Source organism: Streptomyces litmocidini (assembly GCF_014649755.1).
Taxonomy (GTDB): Bacteria; Actinomycetota; Actinomycetes; order Streptomycetales; family Streptomycetaceae; genus Streptomyces; species Streptomyces litmocidini.
Window position 1 is genome coordinate 249551 of record NZ_BMTQ01000010.1, and the last position, 13340, is coordinate 262890.

The 13340-nt window shown below is 72.4% G+C and carries 17 protein-coding genes; 3 read left to right on the forward strand and 14 right to left on the reverse strand.

Annotated features, from left to right (window positions below):
• Positions 1-24: 24 nt before the first annotated feature.
• From IE180_RS22450 to IE180_RS22500, 11 genes are all read right to left on the reverse strand, one after another.
• Complete coding sequence (locus IE180_RS22450; protein WP_190158717.1) at positions 25-1602, reverse strand: ABC transporter substrate-binding protein; 1578 nt, start codon at positions 1600-1602, stop codon at positions 25-27.
• Positions 1603-1751: 149 nt separating this feature from the next.
• Complete coding sequence (locus IE180_RS22455) at positions 1752-2519, reverse strand: SDR family oxidoreductase (RefSeq protein ID WP_190158718.1); 768 nt, start codon at positions 2517-2519, stop codon at positions 1752-1754.
• A gap of 28 nt (positions 2520-2547) precedes the next feature.
• On the reverse strand, positions 2548-3309 hold the full coding sequence (gene fabG, locus IE180_RS22460; protein WP_190158719.1) for a 3-oxoacyl-ACP reductase FabG: 762 nt from the start codon (positions 3307-3309) through the stop codon (positions 2548-2550).
• A 169-nt stretch (positions 3310-3478) separates the two neighbouring features.
• Positions 3479-3862 (reverse strand): DUF3037 domain-containing protein, encoded by a 384-nt coding sequence (locus IE180_RS22465; protein ID WP_030686313.1) that lies wholly within the window; start codon positions 3860-3862, stop codon positions 3479-3481.
• Positions 3859-4704, reverse strand: coding sequence for a HipA family kinase (locus IE180_RS22470; RefSeq protein WP_190158720.1), 846 nt, complete (start codon positions 4702-4704; stop codon positions 3859-3861). Before IE180_RS22470 ends, IE180_RS22465 begins: the two co-directional genes overlap by 4 nt.
• Positions 4705-5177: 473 nt before the next feature.
• Positions 5178-5900 carry a DUF6230 family protein gene (locus IE180_RS22475; RefSeq protein WP_190158721.1) on the reverse strand — a complete coding sequence of 241 codons (723 nt, stop codon included), beginning with the start codon at positions 5898-5900 and terminating at the stop codon, positions 5178-5180.
• Complete coding sequence (locus tag IE180_RS22480; RefSeq protein ID WP_190158722.1) at positions 5897-6520, reverse strand: hypothetical protein; 624 nt, start codon at positions 6518-6520, stop codon at positions 5897-5899. The genes IE180_RS22475 and IE180_RS22480 overlap by 4 nt, the downstream gene beginning before the upstream one ends.
• Positions 6517-7011, reverse strand: coding sequence for a DUF6114 domain-containing protein (locus IE180_RS22485; RefSeq protein ID WP_190158723.1), 495 nt, complete (start codon positions 7009-7011; stop codon positions 6517-6519). The genes IE180_RS22480 and IE180_RS22485 overlap by 4 nt, the downstream gene beginning before the upstream one ends.
• A complete protein-coding gene (locus IE180_RS22490) occupies positions 7005-7748 on the reverse strand; it encodes a DUF6230 family protein (protein ID WP_190158724.1) in 744 nt (247 codons plus the stop codon). Before IE180_RS22490 ends, IE180_RS22485 begins: the two co-directional genes overlap by 7 nt.
• Entirely contained in the window at positions 7745-8239 is a 495-nt protein-coding gene (locus IE180_RS22495) for a DUF6114 domain-containing protein (protein WP_229860746.1), read from the reverse strand. The genes IE180_RS22490 and IE180_RS22495 overlap by 4 nt, the downstream gene beginning before the upstream one ends.
• Positions 8240-8325: 86 nt before the next feature.
• The gene (locus IE180_RS22500) at positions 8326-9012 is read right to left on the reverse strand and encodes a DUF6230 family protein (protein ID WP_190158725.1); all 687 of its coding nucleotides are present in this window, start codon (positions 9010-9012) and stop codon (positions 8326-8328) included.
• 136 nt (positions 9013-9148) lie between these two features.
• Between IE180_RS22500 and IE180_RS22505 the strand changes: the two genes are divergently transcribed.
• Entirely contained in the window at positions 9149-9751 is a 603-nt protein-coding gene (locus tag IE180_RS22505; protein ID WP_190158726.1) for a TetR/AcrR family transcriptional regulator, read from the forward strand.
• Between the two features lie 3 nt (positions 9752-9754).
• On the opposite strand, the gene lepB is transcribed toward IE180_RS22505, so the two are convergent.
• Complete coding sequence (lepB, locus tag IE180_RS22510) at positions 9755-10363, reverse strand: signal peptidase I (protein WP_190158727.1); 609 nt, start codon at positions 10361-10363, stop codon at positions 9755-9757.
• Between the two features lie 103 nt (positions 10364-10466).
• Positions 10467-11498 carry an AraC family transcriptional regulator gene (locus IE180_RS22515; RefSeq protein ID WP_190158728.1) on the reverse strand — a complete coding sequence of 344 codons (1032 nt, stop codon included), beginning with the start codon at positions 11496-11498 and terminating at the stop codon, positions 10467-10469.
• Positions 11499-11649: 151 nt separating this feature from the next.
• On the opposite strand from IE180_RS22515, the gene IE180_RS22520 reads away from it, so the two are divergent.
• Positions 11650-12048, forward strand: a complete 399-nt coding sequence (locus IE180_RS22520; protein ID WP_190158729.1) for a Rieske (2Fe-2S) protein — start codon at positions 11650-11652, stop codon at positions 12046-12048.
• On the opposite strand, the gene IE180_RS22525 is transcribed toward IE180_RS22520, so the two are convergent.
• Positions 12035-12721: a cysteine hydrolase family protein gene (locus IE180_RS22525; protein ID WP_373302810.1), complete on the reverse strand. Its 687-nt coding sequence runs from the start codon at positions 12719-12721 to the stop codon at positions 12035-12037. The two genes, IE180_RS22520 and IE180_RS22525, sit on opposite strands and share 14 nt — an antisense overlap.
• A gap of 151 nt (positions 12722-12872) precedes the next feature.
• Between IE180_RS22525 and IE180_RS22530 the strand changes: the two genes are divergently transcribed.
• A complete protein-coding gene (locus IE180_RS22530; RefSeq protein ID WP_190158730.1) occupies positions 12873-13340 on the forward strand; it encodes a pyridoxamine 5'-phosphate oxidase family protein in 468 nt (155 codons plus the stop codon).

Below are 13340 nucleotides of genomic sequence, written 5' to 3' on the forward strand. Positions count from 1 at the left end.
CTGACAGTGGCCCCCGCAGGCCCGCTACCAGCTGGCGCGGCGGCTCAGCTCCCACATCTGCATGACCGTCTGCGGGTCGAGGGCGCGCTCGCTGCCGCCGATGTCCTCGCCGGCCGCGATGTACAGCTTGCCCTGCCACAGGGGCAGCAGCCGGACGTCATGGACCAGGATCTCCTGGGCCTCCACGAACTCGTCCGTGACGGTCCCGCGATCGCTCTCGCGGCGGGACTTGGGCAGCAGTTCGTTGGTGATCCGGGGGCTCTCGTAGGGCGTGCCGAGGACGTTCTCCTTGCCCACGAAGGGGGCGACGAAGTTGTCCGGGTCCGGGAAGTCGGGGAACCAGCCTCGGCCGAAGACCGGGTACTCGCCCTTCTGGTAGCCCGCCTGGAACTCCTTCCAGGGCTTGCCGTGCAGGGTGACCTCGAAGAGGCCGGACTCCTCCAGCTGCCGCTTGAGCTCGGTGAACTCGGCGGCCGTCGAGGAGCCGTACCGGTCGGTGGTGTACCAGAAGTCCAGCGCGACGGGCTCGGTGATGCCGGCGTTGCGGAGGATCTTCTTCGCCTTCTCCGCGCTGGGCGAGCCGAAGCGGTCGAAGAACTTGGTGGTGTGGGTGGCGATGCCCTTGGGCACCATCGAGTACAGGGGCTCGGCGGTGCCCTGGTAGACCTTGTTGACCAGTTCGTCGCGGTCGACGAGCTGGGCGATGGCCTTGCGGACGGGGAGCTTGGCGACGGACTCGTCCTGGGTGTTGAAGACCAGGTAGCGGATGTCGGCGCCGGTCGACTCGACGAGCTGGAGGCCCTTGTTCTCCGGCTTGTCCTCCTGGAGGGCGACGACCTCCTCGGCGGTGAGGCCGCGGTAGGTGGCGTCGATCTCCTTCTTCCGGAGGGCGGCGACCATGGCGTCGGAGGAGTCGAAGTACCGGATCGTGACGCCGCCGTTCTTCCGGTCGGCGAAGCCCTTGTACGTGGGGTTCTTCGTCAGCTCCGCCGTCTCGCGCTCGGTGTACGAGTCGAGGACGTACGGGCCGGAGCCCATGATCTTGCCGTCCTTGCGGAGCTGGTCGGCCGGGTACTCGGCGGGGTCCACCAGCGACATCGCGGGGGTGGCGAGGACGAAGGGGAAGGTGGCGTCCGACTTGTTGAGCCGGAAGACGACGGTGCGGTCGCCGACGGTCTCGATCTTGTCGAGCGAGCCGAGCATGCCGTTCGGGCCGCCCTTGTAGTTGATCGTGCGGATGCGCTCGATCGAGTACTGGACGGCCTTGGCGTCCAGTTTGTGCCCGTTCGAGAAGGTGAGGCCCTCCACGAGCTTGCACTCGAAGACCCGACTGGAGGTGTCCGTGAACTTGCAGTCGGCGGCGTCCGACTGCGGGGCGGTACTGCCCGTCGGGAAACTCACCAGGGTCTGGAACACATTCCGGAAGAGCTCCCAGGAATTGTCCCAGGCGGCGGCCGGATCAAGCGTGGTGGGAGAACTCGTCGTGCCGACGACGATTCTCTGCTCCCCGGCGGATTCGCTGTCCGAGAAGACACCGCATCCGGTTACCAGGGATATGGACACAAGGGCTGCAGCGGCCTGCAGACTGGTCCGGTTGAACACGTGCACGCTCCTCGTTCAGCCAGGGGTCGGCCGACGATACCGCAGCACCCCGCCAGGTCAATCTTCGAGCCTGCCGGGGCACTTGAGGCATTCAGCGCTCAACCGGGGTCAATCCGGACACGGGAATCCGAAAAGTGTCCGATTATCGGTCACCCGACTCCGGCGTTCAGGAAGATGCCGCCGTCGACGACGAGCGTCTGACCAGTGATCCACTTCGACTGCGACGAGGTGAGGAAGGCCGCCGCCCCCCCGATGTCCTCGGGCTCCCCGAGCCGGCCGAGCGGGTAGGAGGCGGCCGCCTCCGCCTCGCGGCCCTCGTAGAGCGCCTGCGCGAATTTCGTCTTCACGACGGCCGGAGCGATTGCGTTGACCCGCACGACCGGCGCGAATTCATGCGCCAGCTGAAGGGTCAGGTTGATCATCGCGGCCTTGCTCATTCCGTATGCGCCGACGAAAGGCGAGGCGGTGACGCCGGCGATCGAGGCGATGTTCACGATCGCCCCGCCGTGTTCCTTCTGCCAGGCGTGCCAGCTCCGCTGGGCGAAACCGAGCGCGGAGATCACATTCGTCTCGAACACCTTGCGGGCCACCCCGAGGTCCATGTCCGCGATGGGCCCGAATACGGGGTTCGTGCCGGCATTGTTGATCAGGAAGTCCAGACGGCCGAAACCGTCCATGGCCGCCTCGACGGCGGTGGCCTGGTGGGCCTCGTCGTGCGCCTTGCCGGCGACGGCGATGACGCGGTCGGCCCCGAGCCGCTCGACGGCCTCCTTGAGCGCCTCCTCGCCGCGTCCGGTGATGACGACCCGGTCGCCGCGGGCGACGAGGGCCTCGGCGACGCCGTAGCCGATGCCCCGGCTGGCGCCGGTGACGAGGGCGACCCTGCCGGACGGCTCCGGCCGTTCCTGTGCGCTCATGCGCGTCTCCTCCTCTCGCCGCCGGTCGTCAGTTGAGCGGGCCGCCGGCCACGTACATGACCTGGCCGGAGACGAAGCCGGCGTCGTCGCCCGTGAAGAACGCGATCGCGTTGGCGACGTCCTCGGGACGGCCGACCCGCTGCACCGGGATCATGGAGGCGGCGGCGGCCTGGAAGTCCTCGAAGCCCATGCCGACGCGCTCGGCCGTCTGCGCGGTCATCTCGGTGACGATGAAGCCCGGGGCGACGGCGTTGGCGGTGATGCCGAACTTGCCGAGCTCCTTGGCGAGGGTCTTGGTGAAGCCCTGCAGACCCGCCTTGACGGCCGAGTAGTTGGCCTGGCCCCGGTTGCCGAGCGCCGAGGAGGAGGAGAGGGAGACGATCCGGCCGAAGCCCGCGTCCACCATGTGCTTCTGGACGGCCTTCGCCATCAGGAAGGCGCCCTTGAGGTGGACGTTCATGACGATGTCCCAGTCGGACTCGGACATCTTGAAGAGCAGGTTGTCGCGGAGCACGCCCGCGTTGTTGACGAGGATCGTCGGCGCGCCAAGCTCGGCGGCGACCCGCGCGACGGCGGCCTCCACCTGCGCGCCGTCCGACACGTCGCAGCCGACCGCGAGGGCGGTGCCGCCCGCGGCGGTGATCTTCTCGACGGTGTCCTTGCAGGCCGCCTCGTCGAGGTCGAGCACGGCGACGGCGCGGCCCTCGGCCGCCAGGCGGAGCGCGGTGGCCGCGCCGATGCCCCGTGCGGCACCCGTGACGATGGCTACGCGCTGCTCGGTGGTGGACATACTTGGTTCTCCTCGCCGTTGGATCGTCCCTGATGGCGGCCGAACCGTCCGTCCGCTCCTGCGTCCCGCACATGAGCGACCGCTTAGTATCGTCCGCAGGACGAGACGCTAGAAGCCCTGGCACCCGGTGTCAACGGCCCACCGGGTGCACCGGGTCACTCCCCCGCCCCTATCGGACGAGAAGGTCGAGCAGGCGTTCCACCTCGGCCTCGGGGTCGGCGGTCAGACCCGTGTGGACGGGCCCCGGCTGCACGACCGTGGAGCGCGGCGCGATCAGCCAGCGGAAGCGCCGTCCCGCGTCGTCGCGCGCGGCCTGCCCCGCCGCGTCGCCGCCCAGACAGACCCCCTCGACGGCACGCAGCGCGGCCCGCACGCCGGTCACGTCGGCCGCCGGGTCGAGCACCGTCAGCTTGGCCTCGTCGAGGTGCGTACGGGCGGCCACGAAGGACCGGGCGCGGCAGTAGACGACCACTCCCGCGTTGAAGCACTCGCCGCGCTCCACCCGGGGCACGACGCGCAGCAGCGCGTACTCGAAGACATCGCGGTCGGTCACGTCGTGCTGTCCTTCTCGGTGGTGTGCTTCCGGGGCGCGAGGCGTTCGGCGAGCCAGCCGGGCGGCTGCTGCGGCCGGCTCTCGGTGCGCGGCCCGAGCGTGATCCGCTCGTGGATGGCGGCGGCGCGCGGCAGCAGCGCCGAGACGTACGCGGCCCGCACCTCGTCCGCGCCGTCGAAGCCGGGCTCGTCGACGAGCCACTCGTCGGGGACGTCGGCGGTGACCTCCTCCAGGAGCTCGCGGGTGACGAGCGGAGCGAGCTCGGCGGCCGCGGCGGCGACGTCCGGGGCGAAGGGGGCGAGCGCGTGGTCGGAGGCGTCGTACGGCTTCGCCGCGGAGGCCCGGGCGCCCGGCCAGTTGTGGTGCCAGATCATGGTGGCGCCGTGGTCGATGAGCCACAGGTCGCCGTGCCAGACGAGCATGTTCGGGTTGCGCCAGGAGCGGTCGACGTTGTTGATCAGCGCATCGAACCAGACGACCCGGCCGGCCTCCCGGGGGTCGACCTCGTAGGCGAGCGGGTCGAAGCCCAGCGAGCCCGGCAGGAAGTCCATGCCCAGGTTGAGGCCGCCGCTCGCCTTGAGCAGTTCCTGCACCTCCTGGTCGGGTTCGGAGAGCCCGATGACGGGGTCGAGCTGGATGGTGACGAGCTCCGGCACCCGCAGACCGAGCCTCCGGGCGAGCTGCCCGCAGACGACCTCGGCGACCAGGGTCTTGCGCCCCTGGCCGGCGCCGGTGAATTTCATGACGTACGTGCCGAGGTCGTCGGCCTCGACGATCCCGGGGAGCGAGCCGCCTTCACGCAGGGGCGTGACATAGCGGGTCGCTACGACCTCTTCCAACACTTTCCCAGGCCACCCATCTCTTCAGCCTTGCGGTCAACGGAGGGCTTCTTCGGGGCGCGGGGGCGGGAATCGCCGGTCGGCGTGCCGGGGAGAACCCGGGGACTCCGGCCGGCATGCCGGTCTCCCCGCTCCCCCGGCGGTCCGCCGACGGCGCCGCGCTCCTTGCTGCCGGCCTCCGGCATGAAGTGAGCATAGTAACCGAGGGTGATCGCGGGAGAGGAGCGCCCGGGCGTCGACGGCCCCACGGACTCGCGGGGGCGGTACGCGGCCGTCGCGACAGCACGGCCTGCGGGCCGCCCCGGACGGCGCGCACCACCGGGCCCTCGCGCGGAGCATCCGCGCGGGAGCCGTCCACGCCGGCGCCGTCCGCCCGCCGTCCGTCGGGCACCGCGGAGCCGGCTCGGGAAGGACCGCGGTCGCCCCGACGGGCCGCGGCGGAGCGGAGCGGTCGGGCACGGCTCGGCGCGGGGCGTTCAGGGCGTGCCGGGCGTCCCGGTGGGGGCCGCCGGGGCGGGGCAGGCGACCGTGCCCGGCCGTACGGAGAGCGAGAGCTTCGGGGTGGTGAGGAGGCCCGGGATCTGGAAGTCCTGGGCGGTGCCGGTGATCCGGTCGAACTTGGCGTAGCGCGCCTGGATGCCGAAGCGGTGCTGCGGGCTGTCCAGGGGGTTGGCGACGTACGCGCCGGAGGCGTCCTTGACGGTCTTCACGTCGGCGCCGTCGACGTTGAGGTCGACGACGCCGTCCATGTCGAGGACCCCGGTGGCGCCGCGCAGGTCGAGGACGGTGTTCTTCGTCCTGATCTCCCAGGAGCCCGGGTCGTCGTCGCCGAGGGTGAGCAGCAGGGTGTACGTGGCTCCCCCGATCTGCTGCCGTCGGCTTAGGCAGAGGCCGTTGATGACGCCGTCCGCGAAGCCCATGCGGAGCACGCGCTCGCTGCCGGTGGAGCCGTCGGCCCGTACGACGGTCTGGTCGACGACGGCGGCGCCGTACTGCGTCCCGTACAGGCTGCTGGTGGTGAAGTCGACGGGCCGGTCCTGGATGCGGAGGCCGACGGCCAGCGCCCCGGTCGCCATGGCGGAGCCGAGGCCGCCCGCGGCGAGGAGCGCGGGCAGGGCGACGGCGAGGGACCGGCGCCAGTGGGTCCGTCCTTCCTCGCGGGCGCTCGTGCGGCGGGCGTTCACGTCACGGGGGCTCATGGCGTGGTCACCGTGATGGTGCCGGGGAGGTGGACGGGGTTGTCGGTGGAGTCGAGGGCGGCGTGGTCGTCGACCGTCCGGATCGCGTAGATGTCCCCGGTGAAGTCCTCGGCTCCGGCGGTGAGCGGGATGAGGGAGCCGAAGAAGTCGAGCAGTCCCTGCACTCCGCAGATCTTGACGAGGACGCGGACGCAGACGTTGGTGATGTTCCCCCACATCGTCGTCGTCTCGGCCCTGCCCGCGCTGTCGTAGCCGCCGAGCGAGCCCTCCCCGGGCACGTCGATGGTGACGGTGTGCCCGGCCGCGCGCTGGACCACGTTCATGTGCGAGCGGATCTTGAGCTTGGTGAAGGTGTACCGGGTGGTGGTGCGCGTCGAACCGTCGGAGAGCCGGATGGTGACGTCCTTGTCGACCGTCATCGAGACGGCGACCATGCTGCCGATGGTGACGTGCAGCGGGTCCGGGGAGGGCAGGAAGGGCACGCCGAGCGGCTCGACCGCGGCGCTCCCGCCCGAGGCGCTGCTCGGCTGCCCGGACCAGACGGCGGTGACGACCGCGAGGACCAGGGCCGCCGCCACGGCGAGGGCCCTGCGCGGCGCCCCGCGCCCCTCGGCCGTCATCCTCCCACCGCCCGGCGGCGGGGTCGCTTGGCTCCCCAGCCGACCGTCATGGAGCCGCCGAGCACGCCGAGGGCCATGCCGAGCAGGAAGCCGCCCAAATTGGAGACGACGAGCGAGACGACGGCGAGGACCGCGCCGATGAGCCCGAAGGTGTACCGCTGGGAGGGCAGGGCCAGCGGGATGAGCCCGCACAGGATCATCCCGCCGCCGACGAGGTAGCCGGCCACTCCCCCGAAGCCGGTGCTGACGACCAACTGCAGGGAGCTGAGGGAGAACTTGAGGACGGTCCAGCCGCCGGCGACCAGCCACACCCCGCCCCAGAACGGCCGGGTGCGACGGAACGCGCGGAACCAGACGTGCGCGGCCTTCGCCCGGCGCGTCCCGGACCGTTCGTGCGCGGCCTCCGACCGCTCCGTCCCGGACCGTTCGTGCGCGGCCCTCACCCGGTCCGTCCCGGACCGGTCGTCCGCGGTGCTCGCCCGGCTCAGCACGCGGTCGCCGTTCCCGCGACGACCCTGATCTTCAGATCGGGAAGGACGAGCGCCCCGGCCATCTCGGCGTCGTACGCGCTGGCGTTCAGTCCGTGCAGCGCGATGGAGCTGCCCCCCTCGCCGCCGGCCGAGCCGAGTCCGAAGCCGCCGGGCAGGGCGCCGGTGAGCGGCTTGCCCGCGACGGTGACCTGGTCGGCGGACTGGCCGAGGACCGCGTTCTGGAGGGTGGTGGGTCCGTACGCCTGGAGTTCGGTGGCCTGGATGTAGAGGTTCGAGGCGTCGATGTCGGTGGTGAAGGTGGCGGGCGGTGTCGCCGCCACCTTCTGGCCGCCCGTCAGGAGCAGGGAGTACGGGAGTCCGGCGATCGTCTGGTGGACGATGCCGCACAGTCCGGCGAGGTGGGCGCTGGCGAAGCCGACGCGCGCCATCGCGGTGTCGGTGCTCGTGGTGCCGTCGGGGCGTCCGACGGCGGGGGTGTTGACGATGGCGCCGAAGCCGCTGCCCTCGACCCCGTTGGACGTCAGGGTGAAGGGCTGCCCGGTGACGCTGAAGTTGGCGGCGAGCGCGCCCTGCGCGAGGGCGGTGCCGAGGACGCCGACGGCGAGGACCGAGGGGACGAACGCGAAGGCGCCGCGCCCCCAGCGGGTGCCGCGGCGGGTGCCGTCGGCGGCCTGGGCGAGCATCCGGGCGTTCCAGTCGGCGGCGGCGGCGCGGGCCCCGGAGAGGAGGTGGTTCATGCGGATCCGCTCCCCATGGACGCGGGCCTTTCGACGGAGGGGGCGGTACGGCGCGGGCGGCGCCGTCCGGCGGGCTTCTCCGGCAGCCAGGCGAAGGCCATGGAGCCGCCGAGGACCGAGAGGAACATGCCGACGAACAGGCCGCCGAGGTTGGACAGGGGGAAGGAGGCGACGCCCGCGATCACCGCGATGACACCGGCCGTGTGGCGCTGTCCGGGGAGCAGCAGGACGAGCAGGGCCATCGCCATCAGGAGGACGCCGCCGGCCATGCCCGCGATGCCTCCGACGCCGACCTGGAGGATCTTGCCGAGCGGCGCCATCGGCAGGAAGAAGACGACGAAGCCGCCGAGTCCGGTCCAGAGGGCCGCCCAGAACGGCCGGGTGCGGCGCCAGCGACGGAAGGCGATGCGCGCCCGGTGCGGCCCGCCCGGGGCGGACGCCTCGGTCGGCTCGGGTGGCTCGGGCGGCTCGACTGACGGATCGGTGGTCATGGAGGCCTCGCAGCGGTGGGTCGGGGTGGGAGGGCCGGGGCCCCGCGCCGTACGGAGGACGCGGAGCCCCGGGATGGTGCGCGCGGTCAGGCTCCGCAGGTCTTGTCGCCGTGGGCGATCCCGATGGCGAGGTCGGGCAGGGTGATCGCGCCGGCGATCGTGGCGCCGTTGGCGTCGGCGTTGAGGTTCTTGATGTCAGTCCGGCCGCCGGTGGCGTCGAGGCCGAACTGGCCCGGGGTGCCGTCGTTGATGCCGGTGCCCTTGATCCCGGCGCCGTCGGCGGCCGCGCCGATGACGTTCGGGGTGGTGTCGCTCGCGTTGAGCGTGGCCGTGGCCGCCTTGAGCGCCTGCGCGTCGAGCACGAGTTTGTTCGCCTGGAGCCCGGCGCCGGCGACGAGTTGGTCGCTGGTGAGCGGGGTGGCGGCGGCGGGTGAGGAGATGTTGAGCGACCAGGTGCCGAGGCTGCCGATCACCGGGAGGTCGACCGACTGGACGGCGTGGACGCAGATGCCGTCCAGGCCCGCCTTGGCGATGCCGACCTCGGCGGCGCCCTTGGCCCCGCCGGCGTCGACGGTGTGCATGACCGCGCCGATGCCCTGGGGCGCGGCGACCGTCTTGGAGCTGAGGGTGAAGGGGACGCTGGTGAGCGAGAGGTTCGCGGCGAGCGCGCCCTGCACCATGGCCGTCGCCATGGCGGCGACGGCGGCCGTCGCGGGCACGGCGAGGAACGCCGATCTGCGCCAGCGGGTGACGCCTCTGGTCTCGTGCTGCATGGGGTCTCCAACCGTCGTGCCGCGCCGGCCTGATGACACTTCGCGGCTATATGTTCGAGAATTGGACACTTCCCAGAGAAGTGTCAACACTTCTGACGGCCCCGGGAAGATTTCCTCCCTGGACTAGGCTTGGCCGATGCCACGGTTCAGGGAGACGGTCCGGACACTGCTGCGCGAACGCCTGCTGGACGCCGCGTACGAGGCGGTCGCGGACCGCGGCTTCGACAAGCTGCGCATGGCGCACCTGGCGAGCGCCGTCGGCGTCAGCCGGCAGACGCTGTACGCGGAGTTCCCCTCCAAGGAGGCGGTCGGCGAGGCCCTCTTCCAGCGCGAGCTGGAACGCTGCCTCGTCGGCATCCAGGAGGGTTTGGACGCGCACCGGGACGACCTGAGGGCGGCCGTCCGGGCCTCCGTCGGCTTCACGCTCACGCTGGCCGGCCGGAACCCGCTGATCAAGGCCATGCTGACCAGTACCGGCGAGGACGGGCTCCTGCCGTACCTCACGACGCGGTCCGCGGCGGCCTTCGACCTGGCGACGGCGATGACCGACGCGTACGTCACGGAGGCCTGGCCCGCCATCGACCCGGTGGCGCGCGAGCTGGCCGTGGACGCGGCGGTCCGGCTGACCGCCAGTCACATCGTCCAGGCCGGCCCCTCGCCGGAGGAGTCGGCCCGCCGCATCGCGGACACCGTGGTCCGGATCGCCCTGAGCACGGGCCGGGAGCAGCTCCCCCGGTAGGCCTCAGGGACTCGGCCCCCGGTACTCCTCCAGGACGGGCCGGTTGCCGATGCCCGAGGCCGCGGAGACGGGGAGGGCCCGCGCTCCGACCCGGCCCTCGATCCGCGCCAGGGCTCCCCAGCCGTACGCCCGCGAGTCGTCCGACAGGTCGGGGTTGTCGCCCAGGTAGAAGAACGCGCCCTCGGGCACGGTCCGCAGCCCGGGCCGCGCCGACCGGGTGCCGTCGGGTCCGCAGCAGGCGCTCGTACGGTGGGCCTGCGACGCCCACGAGGGCGCCACCACCCGGCGCACCGGGCCCCGGCCGCCCTCCTGGAGGAGGACCTGGAAGGGATCGTCCGGCGTGGAGACGATCGCCACCCGGTCGCCGGGCAGGGCGATCACCCGCTTCACCAGGAGGGCGTCCTTCCCGGTGGCCCGCAGCAGCACCACGTCGAACCGGTGCGCCTCGCCCGCCGAGCCCGGGGAGACGAGGATCCGGTCGCCCTGGTGGAGGGTCGGGCTCATGCTGGTGCCGTCGACCCGGACGCCGAGGGCGGTGACGGCGGCCCCGGCGAGGAGGCTGAGCAGGACACCGGCCCCGAGGACGGCGCCGGCCGCCCGGCGCGGGTTCATCGGCGTCGGGAGGGGGCCGGCGGCCAGGGACCGCCGGACCGGTCGATTTCGGTCATGGCGGGAAGGTAGGCCCCGTGGCGGGCGGCGGCTGTGACCGTACCGCTCAGGGTTGTTGACCGCGCGTCCGATAGGAGCGGGGCGTCTCGCCGGTCCAGCGCCGGAACGCCCGGTGGAAGGCGCTGGGCTCGGAGAAGCCCAGCTGCCGCGAGAGCCGCTCGATCGACACCCGCCCGCCGGTCAGCTCGGCGATGGCGTGGTCGCGCCGCACCTGGTCGCGGAGCCGCTGGTACGTCGTCCCCTCGGCGGCCAGTTGGCGCCGCAGGGTCTGCGGGCTGACGGACAGCCGCTCGGCGAGCTGCTCGGGCGTCGGCACCGGCCCCGCGGGCAGCGCCCGGCCGATCAGGTGCCGCACCCGGCCGGTCACCGTACTGCCGTGGTCCCCGCAGACCAGCACGTCGACCGGGGCCCGGCGGAGGAAGGCCTTGAGCGCCGCCGCGTCCCGCAGGACGGGCTCGTCGAGGTCCGCCCGGTCGAAGACGGCCGCCGTCCGTCCGGCGCCGAAGACGCAGGGCGCACCGAAGAGCAGGGCGTACTCGCGGGCGTGCCGGGGCTCGGGGTGGACGAACTCGACCCTCCTCAGGCCGATCCGGCGCCGGACGAGCCAGCCGGCGAAGCGGTGCGCGACCAGGACGGTGGACTCGGCGCCGAAGTGGAGGGGGTCGTCGTACCCGGAGACGTCGAACTCCATCCGCGCCTCGTCGGGTCCACCGGCCCCGCCCGCGTCGGGTTCGAGCAGCCGGAAGCGCGGGCCGGCCGGGAAGAGGGAGTAGAAGGTCTGCGCGCGCCGGAGCGCCTCGCGCAGGTCCCGGCTGCCGTGGACCACGACGTGGGCCATCATCGCGAAGGTGCCGACCTTGCTGGGCGCGCCGCCGAAGCCGATCAGCTCGTCGTCGAGCGTGGCCCACAGGGTCCTGACGAGCTGTCCGAACTGCTCCGCCGGGATCCGGGCCCGCGATTCCTCCAGGAGCGCGGAGGGCAGTCCGGCGCGGGCGAGGAGCGGCCCCGGGGCCACCCCGTGCCGCTCGGCCCCGAGCAGCACGGCCCGTACGTGATGAGCACTGACCGAGGAGTTCACCGAAGCTAGACACTTTCATCGAAGGATGTCCAGGTTCCGACACTCTACTCAGAACTGTAAGGCACCCGGAGTGCGCATCTCGCGAACGGGACGCAGCTCACAGCCGTACCGTCACCCATGCAACGAGCACACCGAGGAAAAGGGGCAGCACATGAGCGGAGTGGCACGCCGGACGGTGGTCGCGGCGGCGGGCGGCGCGGGCCTGGCGGCGGCGCTCGCCGCCTGCGGGGGCGGCGCGGACGGCAAGGACACGGCGCCGGAGGGCACGGCCCTCGCACGGACCGGGGACATCCCGGTGGGCGGCGGAAAGATCCTCGCCGACAAGGGGCTGGTGATCACCCAGCCGAAGGCCGGCGAGTTCAAGGCCTTCTCCTCGAAGTGCACCCACCAGGGCTGCGCCGTGAGCAGCGTCGAGGACGGCGTCATCGTCTGCCCCTGCCACCAGAGCCGCTTCGACATCTCGGACGGCAGCGTGAAGTCCGGCCCGGCGCCCTCGCCGCTGCCGCCGGAGCCGATCCAGGTGGTGGGCGAGGAGATCAGCCCCGGCTGACGGCACCTCCGTCGCCCGCGGGGGCCCTCCAGCACTCCAGCACCTCGTCGGTCGTGGTGATCGTGGCGACGAGGGCGAGGGTGTGACGGATCATCGCGGGGGTGTAGTCGGCCGGCACCCCCGCGACGGCGTCCCCGGGCACGACGACCGTGTAGCCGAGGTTCACGGCGTCGAAGACGGCGTTGGGCACGGCCACGTTGGCGGAGACCCCGGTGACGACCAGCGTCCTGCAGCCGAGGTTGCGGAGCAGCGCGTCGACGTCGGTGCCGGCGAGCGGCGAGAGTCCGTGCAGGCGCCGGACCACCAGGTCCTCGCCGGCGACCTCGATCGGTTCGGCGATCCGGACGGCCCCGCTGCCGCTGTGCTGCTGCACGGGCAGTCGGGCGGCGGCCCTGAACAGCCGGGCGTTGGTGTTGGCGCCCCGGCCGTCGGGACGCCGCTCGGCGACGGCGTGGACGACCTGGACGTCCGCCGCGTGCGCGGCGGCGACGAGCCGGGCGACGTTCCGCAGGACGCCCGACTCCCTCGCCGCGGCAGCCAGTTCGGGCAGCGCGCTGTCGGGGCCGACGACACCGCGCTGGCATTCGACGGTGAGCAGGACGACTCCGCCGTCCGGGCGGATCCGTTCCCCGAGCCGTTCTCCCGCACTCCGCCCCCCGGCCCGCGCTTCCACCTCCCGCTCCCCGACCCCCGCCTCACCTCCCCGCTCCCCGGCCCGTGCTCCCGTACTCCGTGCCATGGCTCTCCCGACCTCCCCTTGCACGCGCGCGACCGACCCCCCATGCTTTCTGACGTCTCATCAGAAATCCAGAAGGGTGCGGACGATGACCGTCGCACAGCGCCGTGGACGCCGGATCATGATGACCCCGGCCGAGCTCGACTCCTTCCTCACCGAACAGCGCACCTGCCGGGTCGCGACCGTCTCCGCCGACGGCCGCCCGCACGTCAGCGCGCTCTGGTTCGCCTGGGACGGCTCCTCGCTGTGGCTGTACTCGATCACCCGCAGCCGGCGCTGGGCGGAGCTGCGCGCCGATCCCAGGATCGCGGTCGTGGTGGACGCCGGCGAGGAGTACGGGGAGCTGCGCGGCGTCGAACTGTCCGGCACCGCCGTCTTCGTCGGCGAGGCGCCGCGCACGGGAGAGCCCTGCCCCGAACTCGACGTGCCCGAGCAGCTCTTCGCCGCCAAGAACTTCGGCCTGGACTCCATGCCGCACGACGGCCGGCACGCCTGGCTCCGGCTGACCCCGGACGCCATCGCCTCCTGGGACTTCCGCAAGCTCGCGCACCCCTGA